Here is a 16,864-nt window from a genome sequence, read left to right on the forward strand (position 1 = left end):
TTATAAACACGCTGTACTACTCAAAAAGATAAGGCATTTTGCAAGATAGAGAGATTTTACGCAGATCTTAGTATAAAATATACGCTCGCTGCCTTACCAAGTCCACACCAGCCCTGTACCAACCCCGTACCTGCTCCGTATCAACTCCCAATAAAGGTACCTTTATACGGACCAGGTACGGAGTTGGTACGGAGCAGATCAGGCCCAGACCCGGTTCAAGTATGTTTTAAATATTATTTCAGAGTTTATTCAGCAAATGTGCCTGTAGACATAAAGATTACCGAATTCATATAATAGTCCTCACCCTCTGTCTGTGGTTGTTCAAACAGTTGTTTATAAATAGGCTCCGGCTCAGGTCCGAAAAGTAAATCCGCATCCGGAGTGTAGATACCACAATACCATACAGGAGCCGCTTTCATATTAAAGCGCGGAATGCCTTCTATTACAAATTTATAAAACCCAACCTTTTCACCATCTTTTACGACTCTTGTCAGCCCTCCGTAATTGGTACCCATATTATATCTCAACCCTTTTAAAGAAATATATCCATCTTCAACCAGGCTACCCTCTGCAAATTTCTTCGCTTTACAGGTAAAAGGTATTTCATATTCACCACCTTCGGGAGACAGAATAAAAGGATTAGGGCCATCTACTTTTATAGTGTATTCATACTCTACTTTTGCCTTCGATATTACATCTATCAATTTGTAGACAATGCTACTCCCATCAGCAGGAGGATTAACCAAGGTTCTTTTCTCAACCCATAAAGCATACTCATAGCCTTTTTCGTAAACGAAATCAGTAATTCCTTGAAAATCCAGCGTTTTGTAGTCACTTTCACTTTCTTCTTTCACCAACATACAATCGATAGGAGAATCACTCCCCCAAGGCTGATAAGTACCAGTTTTGTCAGAAATAAACATTTTTACAGTTTCTACCTTGTCTTGCGGTTCATCATCACTACAAGCAACAAAGCCAGTGATTGGCAGGATTAATAGCAATAATCCTAATAAGCGTTTTGTCTTCATTATGTTTCCTTTAAGTCTAATTTTGTAATTATGCAAAGATATACAAAATCTCTTTAAGCCTATTATAAACAAAGCCTTTTATTTCTCTTCTCAAAAGAAGCTTGAATAGAATTTTAAAGGAGATAGGCTATATGAAGATATAAAAGCGTACCTTCGTCAGCAAAATGAGATATCGAAGAATAACAATATTATATGAAAACCATTTAAATCACCAGATATGAAAAAACACTCCATTCTATTCCTTTTAGGATTTATCTTTCCTATTTGCACCCATGCTCAGGACATATCCGGAACATGGAATGGAAAGCTGTCTCTCCCCAACGCTTCCTTGACTATTTGCTTCAACCTGCAACAAACCGAGCAGGGATATACCTCTACTTGTGATAGTCCCGATCAGAATGTAAAAGGCATCCCAACAGGTTCCACACTCTTTCAGGATTCGATTCTGACGATTCAGATTCCTGATATTCGTGCCTCTTACAAAGGAAAGCTGGAGAAAGACGGCAAAATATACGGAGACTTCACACAAGGACTTAGATTCAAACTAAATCTGGAAAAAGGAGAAGCAGCCAAGCCTAAGCGTCCCCAAGAACCACAACCACCTTTCCCCTATAGAGCAGAAGATATTACTTTTGAAAATAAAGAAGCCGGAATCACAATTGCCGGTACTCTGACGCTTCCCGAACAGGGGAAAAAATTCCCGGCAGTAGTATTGGTTACCGGTAGTGGCGCACAGAACAGGAATGAGGAAATAATGGGACATAAGCCATTTCTGGTAATAGCAGACTACCTGACCCGTAACGGTATAGCCGTACTTCGCTGCGACGACAGAGGCGTAGGAGGCTCAACAGGCGTTTTTGCAGAAGCCACCAACGAAGATTATGCCAGCGATGCAGAAGCAGCAATCAATTACCTGAAAGGCAGAAAAGAAATTAATCCCAAACAGATAGGAATCATCGGTCATAGCTGTGGAGGAACCGTGGCTTTTATATTGGGCGCCCGTAGCAAAGATATTGCTTACATCATTTCAATGGCCGGCGCTACCATAAAAGGAGACAGCCTGATGTTGAAACAAGCAGAAGCTATTAGCAAGTCAAATGGTACCTCTGATGCCATGTGGGAGTTAAGTAAACCCACATTACGCACCCGTTATGCTATATTGGCACAGGACAAAAGCACTGAGGAAATCCGGAAAGAACTATATGCCAACATTATCGCAACACTGCCACCCGTACAACTGCAAGACCCAAACATCGCCAAACAAATAGAAGTTGAGATGAACGGAATGCTCTCCCCATGGTATCTTCATTTCATGAAATACGATCCGACCCAAGATTTAAAGAAGATAAAATGTCCGGTACTAGCTGTCAATGGAGATAAAGACATACAGGTAGATGCAGACATGAATCTCAAAGCTGTGGAAGATTGGGTAAAGTCTAACGGGAACAAGAAAGTTACCACTAAGAAATATCCCGGTTTGAACCATTTGTTCCAATCCTGTAAGACTTGTACAATTATGGAATACGGGCAATTAGAAGAAACCATCAGTCCTGAAGTCTTGAAAGATATGACAGAATGGATTCTTCTGAATTGCAGACATTAGAGTTATTTTTCCGCTTGTTTAATTTCGTCAACCAATGTATTAATCTCTTCCAAAGCATACTCATAAGTTTGAGGATCAACTGTTTCACGCAATAAATTAACTGCCCTTCTTGCGTCATCGCACGCTTTTAGGGCAGTTTTCACATCATCTTTATCCATGTAGGCTTCGGACATGGCCAAATACATGATATAATGACTAAAATCATTCTGATAAATTGATATGGCCCATTTAGCAAGCTGTATCACTTTGTCTGGTTGCTCATTCTTGCCAGCCACCGTTATCCAATCATTATACAAGGGATATACTTCCGGATAAAATTGATAACCCAGATACAATCGTCTATTGTCATAGATCTTTTTGACAGCTATGGCATAATCTTCTTCACTTAATAATGCAGTTCATTCTTCTTCTTTCGGAGTTCCATATGAATAACCTAAATATTCTTTCACCGCTTTCCCAAATGACACAGGTACAGATTCCGAATGGTTGACATCAGACATATATTCGAATATAATTTTGAAATTGTCTATTTGAGGAGAATTAGTAATGAGTGAATCCAGTTCCTCCACGCCTTTAAGATAATTCTGCTCCAATTCCCCGGCATCACCATTGGCTATGAAAACAAATTTATGAAGACTATCCGGATTCTTGGTTTTAAAGTCACGAATCAATTGATGTTTCTCATAGATCAAGTTGGGACTAAACAGCATATAGGCATTAAACATGGAATCCCGGTTACACAAAACATGCATACATAAGGAACCTCCCAATGAATGCCCGACACAAACTCTATGGTTATTTAAATTATAGTGAGCTTCGATATATGGAAACAATTCATTAGACATGAAGTCCAGAAACAGATCAGCACGTCCTGTCACTCTATATTCTCCTTTTGCTATAAAATCATCCATTCTGGTATTTTCGGACTCAATGCCTACTACCAAATATGCAGGAACTCCTTTATCAGACTCCATATCTGTTACAAAAGAGATTTGTGATGCCACCAAATTCACAAATGCATTATCCCCATCCAAAACATATACTACATTCAATTTCTTACCTGGTTGCATACCGACTGTATCCGATATTACCAGATTCAAATGACGGGTCTGTCCTAAGACTTCAGACTTTAGAGAGTCCTTAATGAGGGTTTGTTGCGCGTAACTAAATAAATTAGTCATTAAGAGTAGTAATACCAAATAGTAGTTTCTCATAATATCTTGTTTTAAAGGTTACTTAATCAACCTGCTGTCGTTTTCAGGGCTAAATATAGAAACAACAAATGGCTTTTTCAAATTTATTTTATATAAAAAAAGAAAGTTGTTCTCTAAAGTATATAAAAAAGAAAGAGAATTGTCCTCAGGGCAATTCTCCTTCATTAGTTACTTAGATTTTCTTCCCAATGTAGAATGCATAACCATAAAAGTCTTTATACTTATAGTATAATTGTTGCTCATGGCGCTGATTGGCAATCAGTTCTTCAGCAGCTTGGTTACCTTTATATTTTCGTAGGAAGTCCTCTTGGGCTTCAACCTGCGGCATATAGAAATGTTCGATCCAGCAATTTTCCGGTATACAGAAACAGGCTACAGGGATATATCCGGCCTTCTGCATCTGTGCCAGCTTATTGGGAATCGTATTTATTTCAGGATAAGCATCCATCCAGAAATCATCGATCTCAGCCGGACGTTCGTCAGTGAACCATGACACCTCTGATACGGCAATATAACCGCCTTTCTTCAAAACCGGACGCCATAGATTCAACCCATATTCAAAACCAATATTATAGATGGCTCCTTCCGACCAGATAAGATCTAATTCTTCATTCCGGAACGGAAGTTCATCCATTGATCCAATAATACCTTTCACTCTGTCCTGAAGATTAAAGTGCTCGGCATTACTATTGAATTGGTTAATAAAATCAGGAAACAAATCAATGCCTGTAATTTGTCCCGGAGTATGTTGCGCCAGCGTAATTGTCTGGCCACCTGTGCCACAACCCAGATCAGCAATCAGAGATTTATCCGTAAGCCCCTCAACAAAGCTAAGAGCCTTGATTGTTGTTTCAGCACTTCCCGGTCCCTGACGTTCTACACTTGAAAAGTATTCGCAGATTAAACTAAAATCGAATTCGTGAATAGATTTATTTTCGTTACTCATGATGTTTAAATTTTATTGTTGATATATAGGTATAAAAATAACTCCTGCAAGAATATGCACGAGTTGAACTAAAGGATAACCGAGAGCATAATGCCCACAGTTATTTACTTACCGAATCCTTCTTAACTTTAAACATCCAACATTTTTTTATATCGCCACAAAGATAGGCAGACTTTTTATTCCTCCAAATTATCAGAAGAGAAAAAAGAACACCACCCTTGTGACATGTTCCTTTCGCCATAACTATAATTTAAGTTGTTATTATGTTTTCCTTATTTTCTGACACTCAGAACAATAGTAAACCGATCCTCCAAGATAGGCTTCTTTGACAATTACGCTGCCACAACGCGGACAAGGATTCTTCCATGTTTTGGAAGAAAGAATCGTTTTATACCCTCCCTCATTTCCATAAAGATCCGTCTGGGTATCACGGCCTCTTCCGGAAGTCATAGCCATTAAGGTATCCTTCAGAGATTTAAAAAGTACCCCTTTCTGTCCATCCGACAGGTCAAACACTTTCTGTTTCGGGTGAATCCCGGCATTGAACAGAATATCCTGCGTTACCCCATTTCCTACGCCCGGAATACGTTGTTCGGTAGCCAGCAGAGCTTTAGCCGTCAATGTCTTTTTGGCGAAAGCAAATAATTTCTCAAATTCCGCTTCCGTATAAGCATCACTCAGCGGGGAAATACTTTCACGGCTTATCGTATAATATTTATTGTCGATAACGGCATCGGGATAGGCACTGATAAAGCCATACATAGCAACCGTAAATACAAGGAACGATTCATCTTTAAAGGTCAGCAGCAACTGGTAATTGGCAGGAACTTTATCACCCGGATTATAGTAACGTGCGCTCACCCCGTCACCAATATTCATTATCACATTGCCCGACAGGTAGAAATCGACAAACATTCCATACCCTTTAGACGACAAAATCGTCTTTCCGACGAGCAACTTTCCATACTCCAGTGGATCGCCACTGTAAAACGTGAACTTATGAGGCTTGGTAGCATTGAACACTTGCGTAATCGTTTTACCACTTAAAACATCATTGGCTTGCTTACTCAGTGTAAGTACTTCTGGCAATTCTAACATACTTATATCATTTAATTATTTATCAATAGGAATATAAATCCCCGTCAGCAATCCTTCAACCGACGTTTCATCCGGCGCATTGAGATACAGCGACAGTACTGTTTATCCACTGTTTGATCCATGGCACAAATATACGATGCATATTCCAAATATGACTATCCCCAATAGGTATCTTTAATCATTTTCTTTCTGACTGTAATTTAGACGCGTATTGACTTGGAGAAATTTTATATTCAGCTACGAAGCATTTAGAGAAATAAGACGGATTAGAATATCCGACCATATACATGACTTCTGATACGGAAAATCTATGTTGCGATAGTAACACGGCTGCTTTCTTCATCCTTATCCGGCGAATGAGATCTACAGGAGTCACTCCTGCCAACTGCTTAACCTTCCGATATAGTTGTTTGTTATCCATCCCCACTAACTGGCAAAGCATAGAAACATTGAATTCAGTGTTTTCCATATTCTCTTCCATTATGGAAACAAGCTCGGTTATAAAAGCCTCCCCTGTATCCGTTTCTTTCTCTTTTATCTGAGAATGTACAGTTGTTTCAACGCATAATTTCTTCTCTATTTCACGCCGGGTTTGAAGTAATTGTTCTAACCTCGACCTTAGTTTATCGACGTCAAATGGCTTAGACATAAACACATCCACACCTGCCTTCATACTTTTAAGTTCCGTCTCCTTATCATCTCTCGCTGTTAACATAATAATAGGCACTAAGGCCGTTTGTGACATCTTCCGTATCTCCCTACAAAACTCAATACCATCCATTTCCGGCATAATCTGGTCTGCAAGAATAATGTCCGGGTAGTGTTCAGAGGCAATAGTTATCCCATCTTTACCATTTAAGGCATGAAGACAACAGTATTCTTCAGAAAAAGCCTCCGCCAGATAAGTTGCCATTTCAACATTATCATCAACAATCAATAATACAGGTTTCCCTGCAAGCGGAGTTAATTGTGAGTCCGCCTGAGAGTGATTTTGCATGGAAACCACACAATTATCACCGGATAAAGGCAAAGTGATGGTGACCAAAGTTCCACAATCATCACCGGCACTATGAATACTAACATGTCCGCCATGCAATTCTATAAACTTCCGAACTATATACAGACCAATGCCACTTCCATCTTTACGCCTCTCTTTGTTTTTACTCTGAAAGTACCGGATAAACACATAAGGAAGATCTTCACGCCTTATGCCGCTACCGGTATCCGAGATTTGTATAGCTACCGTTTGTTCTTCCTGAATTATGGAGACCTCAATTTGTCCTCCTTCATCAGGAATGAATTTAATAGCATTAGTGATTATATTCGAGATTACAGATTCCATCTTTACTATATCCAAATTCATCCACATCTGTTCACCATTGGACACAAAGGCCGACCGGATATTTTTATCTACAAAGATTGTAGAAAAAGCATCCAGAATATTCCTTATAAAAGAACATAATTCAATATTAGATCGGATCAAAGTATCCTCACTCGTATAATCCATCTGCTTGAAATCAAGCACTTCATGAATCAGCAAATTTAATTTCAGTGCATGTTTATATATAAACTCCAGTCGGCTTTTATGTTCCGGCTTCTTAGTTTCTTTAATCAACGTGCTTAAAGGAGCTATGATCAGGCTTAAAGGAGCCTTGATCTCATGTGAAATATGAATGAAGAAGTCTAATTTCAGATTTGAAAGCTCCAACGTCTTTTCTTTCTCTTTACGCTCATATTTCAATCTAAGATTCCTTCGGATATATTTTATAATAACAAAAACGATCACTGCCAATGCAAGTGCATATATAACATAGGCTATTACTGAAGCATACCATGGCGGAAGAATGGTAAAACCAAACTCTGTAACCGGGGATAGTTGAGGATCATCGGAGTTCCCATTCCGCATGAACAACCTATACCTGCCGGAATGTAAATTGGCAAAAGAAATACGATTCTGTCCCGGTTCTAATTTACTCCATTGTTTACTGTTTCCCAAACGATAATAAAATTCAGATTCTGAAGAATAAGCTAATGTGGAAAACTCAAATGTCAGATTCTTTTCCGTATGTGGCAATTCTATCTTATTCTGATATCGGATACTACTCCCTGCATAATCCACCATAGGCAATAGTTGCCTATCATTGCTCCGGACAGCTGTTACAATAACCGGGACAGCTCCCTTTTCACTCTTTATGGCATGAGTGGATACATAAGATATTCCATCATATCCTCCCCACAAGATGACATCATGTTGCCTGTCATAGAATCCGGCTTGGTAATATCTTCCTGAAAATGCCATACCGGTTCTCTGCGATGAGACAATATCCCATGCCATGACTCCTTCCGTACACGAAACCCAAATATTGGTATTTTCCAACACAAATGAGTGTACCTGACTTCCCCTGGATAATTCACCTATTTTCTCACTGGTATAAGTCAGGACATTAAGTTTATAAATCTCGTTGTTTGATGAATACCAGATAGATTGAATTCCATCATAAATCATCCGATTCGGATAAACGTCTAATATATGTATTTTACGGGCTTTGCAGTCTATCCGGGCTAAACCTTTTTGAGTATTGACCCAGATGAAACCATATTTATCAGTTTCTATCTGATAAGCAATTTCACTTACCTTGGTTGAAATCAATGAATCAGACAAGTTCCATTCCGCCCGAAACAAAACTCGATCATCGTGTGCAAGCAATTCCCGCTTGTTAACGATAAATATTCCGCCCAGATAAGTCGCAATCCATAGGCTGCCATATTCATCCTCATAAACATCATACGCCCAATTTGCTTTCTTCCGATTCAGCCTGTCTACTATGTTATAATGTACAAACTTCTCCCTCTCCCTATCATATCTTGCCACTCCGGCATCCGTAGCAATCCATACAATATGATCACGATCTTCATATATACATCTGATTTTGTTATGCCGAAGCAAGTTCTTCGGATTCTCAATATTAAAGCATTTCACTTTACCATTCTTGTCAAACAGTAAAAGTCCGTTTGTTCCTCCTAACCAATACCCTCCTTTGCTATCCTTGTATATATGGGTAAAATCATTACCATTCCTCTCATCCGTCAATTCAGAAATATGAATAAACTGAAAAGCAGAATCATCAACAATCAACGATATACCATAGTCAGTCCCTAACCAAACATTATTATTTCTGTCAATATAGCTACAAGAGATTACATTATTACACAAGGACTGCTCGTTTCGCAAATCATGAAGTATATGATTCACTTTTCCAAAACTTCGGCTATAAATATACAGGCCATTATCCGTACCTATCACAATGTTATTCTTGTTATCAAAAGCCAATGTTTTAAAAGTATTTGATGGTAATGCAAGAGACGGTTCTACACGAGAGTCATTAAGGCAATACCTGAGTAGATATCCTTCTGTCCCAATCCATAGGCAATTCTGTTGTTCATCCCACAGCAATGAATTCACCATTAACTTCCGGAACTTTTCAGGCAATATGACTGTCTCTCTTACTTGTTTTACCGGGTCATAGCAGCTTAATCCATCATAAGAACCTATATAAAGCCTACCATCGGCCGGTTCAAATGAATAAACGATTGATTTACTTTTTCCGGGATCTAATGGCAAATGTACTATGAATTCATCCTGAAAATCATAGTACAGTAATCCTTCATCATTAGTTCCTATCCAAAGTTTATTATCCCAAACAGCCAAAGAGCGGACAGACTTGACCATTTGAGTTACCGGATACAGATTCTCAAACTGTTCAGTAAACAGATTAAGAAATCGCAGTCCCTTGTTAGTCCCGATACAAAGGTATTCTTTACTTACTTGTACAATCGCAGTGATATTGGCATACTCTATATCGGTTTCTCTTGCCAATTTATAAATCTGATATCCATTATAAGAGAATAGACCGCTTTGAGTACCGACCCACACCAATCCTGTATCATCTTGAAAGACTACATTTACAACATTAGACTCTATTGGGAAATATATATTCTTAAAACTTTTATACCGATAATTATACGGAAAAGCAGAAGACAGAATATCAGAGCTATACGCCTGCATACCCCAAACTAAAATATAAACCAAAAGAAGTGTTTGCTTGCTAAGAATAATATTCTTTATAATCAGAAATCCTTTCATATATAAGGCCTATTCAGGCATTGATTAAAGCGAAGGTAATAATTTAATTCAATAAAGAGGTATACTGAGAGCATTAAAACAAAAAAAATGGAGCAAACTATTCAGCCATAGGCTGTCCGTTTGCTCCATCCCCATCAATTAGATTATTTTTTTGGACCGGAATAATTATTATACCAGTCTGTATATTTAGTACCCTTTGACTCTGCCCATTTCGAGAAATCAAGATATTCACTGTCAATACGGTGAGATTCTGTCACCGGCTTGAAGCCCAATACAGGAATATCAATGGCAAACGGATATTCCCCTTCACGATCAATGTAATAAGCATCCTGATTAGTGCCGATAAGTGACTGATTCGCTAAGGATGTAGCTTTAGACTTAGGCAAATGCACCTCTGTCCTATCCTTTTGTCCCTCAGCATATTTCACAATGATATATGGATTATACCCCTTCAAATCATCTTTCTTAAATGAAGCGTTAAATTCCCTGGTTATTGTATACGTCTTGCCGATACTTCCCTTAGCATTAGGAGTCACTATAATGGACGACGTTTCACTTTCTACTTTTACACCCGTTGAGTTCGAGGTCACTTTACCAAATTGTCCGGGATCTATCTGATAAGCGAACGCATTTGAGAATGTAGCGCCATCGTGTACCGGAGTAAATATATCAGTTATCTTCGTTACCATGTTCTTGGTATTAAAAGTAACTTCACGCCTGTATTCTACTATTACATCATTCATGTCATAATCACCGCCCGAAGGCCAGATATCCTCAAAGGCTAATGTACCTTTCAGAGGTTCCACCGGATCCGGTTCCGGATCGTCTTTACCGTCATCAGGTTTAATAATAGGTCTATCGGGATCATCAATACTTCCTTCCGGAGTGGCGTCTACATAGAATAAGAGGTCACAGTAACTTTGATTCGCCCCATCTTCAACACCTATAATCGTTTTTCCGCTCTTCTCATCTTTCACAGAAACGAATCCATTCAAATTCCCAAAAGCCTCATTAGAAGTACGAAGTTCTTTTGTCCTAATTTCATTCTCTTTAACATCATAATCATGGTAGTACCCATTGAATCCATCAGCATATATAAACCAGCCTACCGTATACCCTGCCGGAAATTTCTCACTTGCTTTACCATCTTCATCAAAATAAAGCAAACGTGCTTTGTTTCCACACTTCAAGATTGGTAAATACTTGCCCTCATACGCAAATAATTTAACATTTGGAAATACAATATATTTATCAACAGAAGATATCATCTGAGGTTCCTCATCTGTCTTATAATAATAATATCCGAATGTATTATCATAAGATGCATCACGTTTAAGGAATATAACATCCAACATCGTTTCTACTGTTATCTTTATATTGGTAACCCTGGGTCCTTTATATAGATATGAATTATTTACTCCCGACATTCCATTAGGATTAAAAAATTTCATCAAGCGTTCTGCTACTTCTAAGGGAGTCTCGTCACCAATCTTATCAACCGACTTCAGATATGTACCATCAAGAGAGCCTGCCTCTCCCCACTTACACAACGAATAGAGATGATTCCGCCCATTAATAGTATATGGAACCTGACCATTGAAAAGATAAGAACGAGTAGAAGACTTCTGTTTTTTTACACTCATGTCAAAGTTTACAGCATTATTCTCTACATTCAGTTGCACGCATCTGGGTAATCCCCATGCCGCAGTATACAAATATACTGTTTTCACGGAAGTAGGTATATGCATCTCTCCTTCATACTTTCCATTATTGTCCGTATAAGTTTTGAATATAGCCTCTACTCCTTCCTTTTTCACCGGTGTACCTTCCACTGTTTCCATCGGGTCTTCGTCATATACCTCTACAAGAGCAGTAAAACCCGGAACGTCATAGTTCACCAGAAGTTTTACATCACCACGTGTTTCAAAACCGAAATATTCATCAGGATCAGGTAAAGGCTGTTTTCCTGCATCCGGATTATACACGTCTTTTTCCATGCATCCTGTCACCAAGCTGCCGAATACGATTGTGACAGCCACAATCATAATACCTTTTAAGTACTTTTGTCTCATAAATACATTCTTAAGATTACATAGTCAACACAAATTATGTGCAAAATTAGGCTATATCAACCAAGACAATAGCCACAAAATGGACAAAGAGTAACACAAAAAAGACAAGTTTAGCATTAGGAAGATAAAGCCATCTGATTATTAGTCAACTACAAAACTTTCCGACTTAAAGTTACTATAAAATCTACCGGAAATTGCCGTAAATTTCAGGACACAATAGTCGGGATCGGTCACGCCTTCCGGATAATACATCGTATCTCCTTCCTGCCATATCATCTCCTTGCTGGCATCATCCGTCAGCACTTCCATTGTGCCGCGCAACATCACTCCCCTAAAGAACCTTGTATCACAAAAGTAAATACTTGCATGATTGTTCTTTCGATATTGCGCAACACGCATTGATGAAGTATTTGTGGTCAGATAGATAACTTTTATTCCTTCCCTTTTCCTGGGCTGCAGCATAGCTTTGATATTCGGAAAACCTTCGGCATCTATCGAACCGATAAAGACCGTTTTCAATTTATCAATCATATTCCCTACTGTTTTTTCTACATCTCTCATAATTCAATTATTTTATTGGGTTATTGAATGAGGCAAAGATAGGGGCATAACGGAAAAGTAGTATAACAAAAAACAAGGAAGAAATAACACTTTTCACGGTTTATATATACTCCGATAAGCCAAAGGAGTTTCACCCGTAGATTGGCGAAAACAGCGTACAAAATAGGAGACAGTAGAGAAATGAAGTTCAAATGCAATTTCCGAGATAGGAAAATCCGTATAAACAAGTAGTCTTTTAGCTTCTTCCATAACCTTATTCTGAATGTATTGTTTCGCGCTAATCCCCAGAGCCGAACTTACAATCTCATTCAAATAATTGGGAGTGATACACAGTTTGTCCGCATAGTAACGGACAGAGTGATGTTCCCTCAAGTCGGTCCCTACCCATTCCATAAACTTGCTTAGATGGGTACTATTTGCCTCTTTATGGATACTGCCGTCAGACAACATCTTTTGATATGCCCGGTCCAGAAGCATGAGAGCTTCATAAAGCAATGCCCTCAATACATGTACGTCGTTTTGTTTATACGAATCGATCTCTGTCTTAATATCACTCAACAATTGAAGCATACGTACATAAAGCTCATTCGACAAATGCAGTCCGACAGATTTACTCCCCACGTTGAAAAAAGAAAGATGCTGCACAAACAACGGATCTTTAAAGAAGGAAGACAGAAACTCATCTTCGAAGATCAAAGCATAGCCATTTACAATGTGGCCGGTATCCCAATTCCGTATCTCTCCGGGCTTGGAAAACAAGACATCACAGGGAACTGCCTTATGCGTTTGATTATCGATAGAAAAGTTTCCTTCTCCCTCTGTAACGAAAGTAATATCATAGTAAGTCAATGTGTGCACAGTGCCCTTGGTCAAGAACCTTTTTACGTACTTCAGCTCTACGACATCCACTAAAAGTTCGCTTCCGTACTTAGTCTTATAGAAAGTATACCGGGGAATTGAGTTTTTCATTGAAAGGCTTCTTACTTTTAGGATTACATTACTGCATGCAAATATATTGAATCATACGGAAAAAACACTTATTTATTCCCATCGATACTCTTCGCTCACTGTATGTTTAAATTCTCGAGCCTGAATATGTATTTACAGTTCTACAGTATAAATATCATTTACAGTATTTCCCTTAAACTGTTCACGTAAATTAATTTTATAATCCTTATTTTTTTTAGATCCTATAAAGATTTCATTACTACGCATTTTAAAAACATAGTTAGAGGATGAGCTTAATATCTTTCCTTCTATATCTTTATAGTTTATCTTATAGTATGTTCCCGATCCAGGAGCATCATCCATACGAGGTTCAATGATAGCCAATTCATCAAACTGATTGGTTAAATTCAAATTTACAATTTTAGTCTGCTTATCATAAGATAATTTATAAGCTATTTGAGCTTGGCTAACTAATGAAAGAAACAGCGACAATGTAAGTAGTAATGTTCTCATATTCATAGTCTTTTACGTGAAACGATTTTTATGATTTAAATTAAGTGATTTACTGAGGCTCTTGTGCCCACCAATAAAAAATATAACTCAGCATTTTCCCCTCGGCAGTAAGAGTGAACCATATGTCTTTCTTAAGTTCTATTTCAATCTTACGATAAACAGAAATAGGAATTGCTGCAAAAGGATCAGACTTATGAAACTCGAAACTCACTTCATCAACCCTACCTGTACTCGAATTTATATACATAATTATATTAAAATCATGTCCTTTTACCTTCTGTTTTTCACTATCAGAGAATGCAGCATTTACAATAGATTTACATTTAGAACTAGTCCAATTATCATCTTCAAACAGTTCAATGCCTGCATCTGTTTGTGCAAAAGATTCACCTGTACTTTTATAAACAGGATAAACTTTAATCCATTTATTGCTTTTATTATAAAGTCTAACAAACCCAGAGGCTCGTACATCACACTGATAAATATAGCCATCTTGGTTAAAAGTTTTAGTTGTGGCATAATAATTTGTCTGTGCATGCAAATATGCAACACAAAACAATGTACTAATAGCAAGAATTAAAGTTTTCATTTTTACACGCACAGACATTATTATTTAAGCGATTTACTTATTTAGGCTCTTGTGCCCACCAATAAAAAATATAACTCAGCATTTTTCCCTCGGCAGTAAGAGTAAACCAAAGCTCTTTCTTTATTTCTGTTTCTATTTTGCGATAAACGGAAACAGGAATTGTTGCAAAAGGACCGGACCTATGAAACTCAAAACTTACTTCATCAACCCTACCTGTACTTGAATTTATATACATCTTTATATTAAAATCATATCCCTTTATTCTTTGTTTTTCACTATCAGAAAATGCAGCATTAACAATAGAAAAACGTTTTGAGCGTGTCCAAGTATCACTCTCAAGCAATTTAATACCCGCATCTGTTTGCACAAAAGATTCACCAGTATTCTTATAAACAGGATAAACATTAATTAATTTATTACTTTTATTATAAAGTGTAACAAACCCAGAGGCTCGTACATCACACTGATAAATATAGCCATCTTGATTGAAAGTTTTAGTTGTGGCATAATAATTTGTCTGTGCATACATATATGTAGCACTGAACAGTATACTGATAAAAATAATTAAAGTTTTCATTAGCAATTTATTGTTAGTTTCTTTAAATTTGTAAAATTCTCCAATCCTGGTCTATCATAATCAAAGGGATATTTATCCGCTGGATAATAGTTCTCATGAAAAGTAGGTACTACCGTATTTGCAATTTCAAGTTCCAACTCTCCAACACTTGCTCCAGAACGTATATTCCCTTTATTATCAATTATATTTGTTAGATTTTTGATTGCAACACGCCGCGGATCAGTATTATCCCTTTCTTCCCATTTGCTTCCTGGATATTCCGGTAATCTACTTGTATAAAGATACTGTGCATACCATGCTTCTATTTCTCCGTTCATGTTAGAACCTTTATAGGAAGAAAGTGTCTCCTGATAAGCCCTGTAAGCATGCATCATTTCATGGAATAGCTGGTTACTTTCCATTTGGCTACCAAGGGTAATACCCGCCGTTGCCCCATTCCCGCTAAATAAGCCGTCTGACCCATTACTAAACTGAATAGTCAAAGTCTGACCATTAAGAAAATTTGCCAAGCCATTATACAATGCTTCCCCCATGCAGTCAGCTAAAATCTTATCAAGCATTTTCTCCAAAACTTTCCAGTTAGCCTCAGTCATGTTGGAATTGCGGAAGATCTTTTTAGCTTTTGGACTGTTGTTGCTGCCGGGTTTAACCGGATTAGTTTCATTGCCTGCTCCTCCAGGAGGATAAGGATTATTCCACCAGTTGTCATCATCATCATTATCACTTGTACTATCTTCAACATAATGACAATCTTGATAAGATGTTGTATAAGGTATATAATCACAATAGTTCACAATATCATATATTAAGCCAGTTTCCATATCACCTCCAACGAGCTCATATTCATCATGACAATCTTGTCTATATTCTGTTGTATATACATCATGACAATCATAATAACCACGAGTCTGGGCCGAAGATTCACCTTGTTCATTATATGAAGGTGAAATATAGCCCACAAGTTTTCCATTAGAGTATCTCCAACCATTGATAAAGGTACCATTTATCGCGTAATACAGTACCATTCCATCATAATCGGGTTCTCTATAGAGATAGCTGTTTCTTCCCATATTCCGACTACGCGTCAAATAATCATACGATCCTACAAATACCATAATGAAACTTCGAGTTTTATTAGTTACCAAATCCTTCAATACAACCATTTTTGTTGTATTACGGATATAATCAGCTTTCATACCTGGTTGCCAATGCTTTGTAGTTTCCTCATCAAGGATTATATGCATTCCCTTGCTTAGAGTAGGAGTTTCAACAACTTCAAAACGTCCCCTATTACTTTCTTTGGCTTTATCCCAATATGGTTTTATAGCCAGTTCTTTTCCTTCTCCACCTGAAGTACGTGTCGTTACAACCGGAGCATAATTACTTTCAAACCACTCTTTAGCTGCTGATGATGTGAGTTCTCTATTTTTGTTTTTCGAACGTCTTGTTGTGGACCTTTCATCATCCTGCAACATGTGATCAGCGCAGGCAAATAGCATGCAAAGTATTCCTATACATGCTAAAATACGCCATTTTTTACATTTTCCAATGTTTTTCATGCTTTTTCTTTT

General features: G+C 37.8%; 14 protein-coding genes. 1 reads left to right on the forward strand and 13 read right to left on the reverse strand.

What is annotated here, in order from left to right:
* Positions 1–245: 245 nt before the first annotated feature.
* Positions 246–1,028 (reverse strand): DUF4377 domain-containing protein, encoded by a 783-nt coding sequence (locus tag BACINT_RS16250; protein ID WP_007665013.1) that lies wholly within the window; start codon positions 1,026–1,028, stop codon positions 246–248.
* A 217-nt stretch (positions 1,029–1,245) separates the two neighbouring features.
* Between BACINT_RS16250 and BACINT_RS16255 the strand changes: the two genes are divergently transcribed.
* Complete coding sequence (locus tag BACINT_RS16255) at positions 1,246–2,631, forward strand: alpha/beta hydrolase family protein (protein ID WP_007665014.1); 1,386 nt, start codon at positions 1,246–1,248, stop codon at positions 2,629–2,631.
* A gap of 2 nt (positions 2,632–2,633) precedes the next feature.
* On the opposite strand, the gene BACINT_RS16260 is transcribed toward BACINT_RS16255, so the two are convergent.
* From BACINT_RS16260 to BACINT_RS16315, 12 genes are all read right to left on the reverse strand, one after another.
* Positions 2,634–2,906, reverse strand: coding sequence for a hypothetical protein (locus BACINT_RS16260; protein ID WP_021968303.1), 273 nt, complete (start codon positions 2,904–2,906; stop codon positions 2,634–2,636).
* Between the two features lie 123 nt (positions 2,907–3,029).
* Complete coding sequence (locus BACINT_RS16265; protein WP_021968304.1) at positions 3,030–3,845, reverse strand: alpha/beta hydrolase; 816 nt, start codon at positions 3,843–3,845, stop codon at positions 3,030–3,032.
* Positions 3,846–4,017: 172 nt separating this feature from the next.
* Positions 4,018–4,791, reverse strand: a complete 774-nt coding sequence (locus tag BACINT_RS16270) for a class I SAM-dependent methyltransferase (protein ID WP_007665020.1) — start codon at positions 4,789–4,791, stop codon at positions 4,018–4,020.
* Between the two features lie 261 nt (positions 4,792–5,052).
* Complete coding sequence (locus tag BACINT_RS16275) at positions 5,053–5,889, reverse strand: formamidopyrimidine-DNA glycosylase (RefSeq protein WP_007665024.1); 837 nt, start codon at positions 5,887–5,889, stop codon at positions 5,053–5,055.
* 178 nt (positions 5,890–6,067) lie between these two features.
* A complete protein-coding gene (locus tag BACINT_RS16280; protein ID WP_007665025.1) occupies positions 6,068–10,033 on the reverse strand; it encodes a hybrid sensor histidine kinase/response regulator transcription factor in 3,966 nt (1,321 codons plus the stop codon).
* Positions 10,034–10,176: 143 nt separating this feature from the next.
* On the reverse strand, positions 10,177–12,105 hold the full coding sequence (locus BACINT_RS16285; RefSeq protein ID WP_007665026.1) for an LruC domain-containing protein: 1,929 nt from the start codon (positions 12,103–12,105) through the stop codon (positions 10,177–10,179).
* A 141-nt stretch (positions 12,106–12,246) separates the two neighbouring features.
* Positions 12,247–12,666, reverse strand: a complete 420-nt coding sequence (locus BACINT_RS16290; protein WP_007665027.1) for a pyridoxamine 5'-phosphate oxidase family protein — start codon at positions 12,664–12,666, stop codon at positions 12,247–12,249.
* A 93-nt stretch (positions 12,667–12,759) separates the two neighbouring features.
* On the reverse strand, positions 12,760–13,635 hold the full coding sequence (locus BACINT_RS16295) for an AraC family transcriptional regulator (RefSeq protein WP_007665028.1): 876 nt from the start codon (positions 13,633–13,635) through the stop codon (positions 12,760–12,762).
* A 132-nt stretch (positions 13,636–13,767) separates the two neighbouring features.
* Positions 13,768–14,127 carry a hypothetical protein gene (locus tag BACINT_RS16300; protein ID WP_157448662.1) on the reverse strand — a complete coding sequence of 120 codons (360 nt, stop codon included), beginning with the start codon at positions 14,125–14,127 and terminating at the stop codon, positions 13,768–13,770.
* A 49-nt stretch (positions 14,128–14,176) separates the two neighbouring features.
* Positions 14,177–14,716, reverse strand: a complete 540-nt coding sequence (locus BACINT_RS16305; protein ID WP_052302198.1) for a DUF5043 domain-containing protein — start codon at positions 14,714–14,716, stop codon at positions 14,177–14,179.
* A 37-nt stretch (positions 14,717–14,753) separates the two neighbouring features.
* On the reverse strand, positions 14,754–15,293 hold the full coding sequence (locus BACINT_RS16310) for a DUF5043 domain-containing protein (protein WP_007665033.1): 540 nt from the start codon (positions 15,291–15,293) through the stop codon (positions 14,754–14,756).
* The gene (locus BACINT_RS16315) at positions 15,293–16,852 is read right to left on the reverse strand and encodes a hypothetical protein (protein WP_021968309.1); all 1,560 of its coding nucleotides are present in this window, start codon (positions 16,850–16,852) and stop codon (positions 15,293–15,295) included. Before BACINT_RS16315 ends, BACINT_RS16310 begins: the two co-directional genes overlap by 1 nt.
* Positions 16,853–16,864 lie beyond the last annotated feature (12 nt).

The organism is Bacteroides intestinalis DSM 17393, from assembly GCF_000172175.1.
Taxonomy (GTDB): domain Bacteria; phylum Bacteroidota; class Bacteroidia; order Bacteroidales; family Bacteroidaceae; genus Bacteroides; species Bacteroides intestinalis.

What these genes read in the sequence shown, in the direction of transcription:
- BACINT_RS16270 (WP_007665020.1), bottom strand. Translation starts at nt 4,791, where the DNA reads ATGAGTAACGAAAATAAATCTATTCACGAATTCGATTTTAGTTTAATC.
- BACINT_RS16300 (WP_157448662.1), bottom strand. Translation starts at nt 14,127, where the DNA reads ATGAGAACATTACTACTTACATTGTCGCTGTTTCTTTCATTAGTTAGC.
- BACINT_RS16280 (WP_007665025.1), bottom strand. Translation starts at nt 10,033, where the DNA reads ATGAAAGGATTTCTGATTATAAAGAATATTATTCTTAGCAAGCAAACA.
- BACINT_RS16310 (WP_007665033.1), bottom strand. Translation starts at nt 15,293, where the DNA reads ATGAAAACTTTAATTATTTTTATCAGTATACTGTTCAGTGCTACATAT.
- BACINT_RS16285 (WP_007665026.1), bottom strand. Translation starts at nt 12,105, where the DNA reads ATGAGACAAAAGTACTTAAAAGGTATTATGATTGTGGCTGTCACAATC.
- BACINT_RS16315 (WP_021968309.1), bottom strand. Translation starts at nt 16,852, where the DNA reads ATGAAAAACATTGGAAAATGTAAAAAATGGCGTATTTTAGCATGTATA.
- BACINT_RS16250 (WP_007665013.1), bottom strand. Translation starts at nt 1,028, where the DNA reads ATGAAGACAAAACGCTTATTAGGATTATTGCTATTAATCCTGCCAATC.
- BACINT_RS16295 (WP_007665028.1), bottom strand. Translation starts at nt 13,635, where the DNA reads ATGAAAAACTCAATTCCCCGGTATACTTTCTATAAGACTAAGTACGGA.
- BACINT_RS16265 (WP_021968304.1), bottom strand. Translation starts at nt 3,845, where the DNA reads ATGAGAAACTACTATTTGGTATTACTACTCTTAATGACTAATTTATTT.
- BACINT_RS16305 (WP_052302198.1), bottom strand. Translation starts at nt 14,716, where the DNA reads ATGAAAACTTTAATTCTTGCTATTAGTACATTGTTTTGTGTTGCATAT.
- BACINT_RS16255 (WP_007665014.1), top strand. Translation starts at nt 1,246, where the DNA reads ATGAAAAAACACTCCATTCTATTCCTTTTAGGATTTATCTTTCCTATT.
- BACINT_RS16275 (WP_007665024.1), bottom strand. Translation starts at nt 5,889, where the DNA reads ATGTTAGAATTGCCAGAAGTACTTACACTGAGTAAGCAAGCCAATGAT.
- BACINT_RS16290 (WP_007665027.1), bottom strand. Translation starts at nt 12,666, where the DNA reads ATGAGAGATGTAGAAAAAACAGTAGGGAATATGATTGATAAATTGAAA.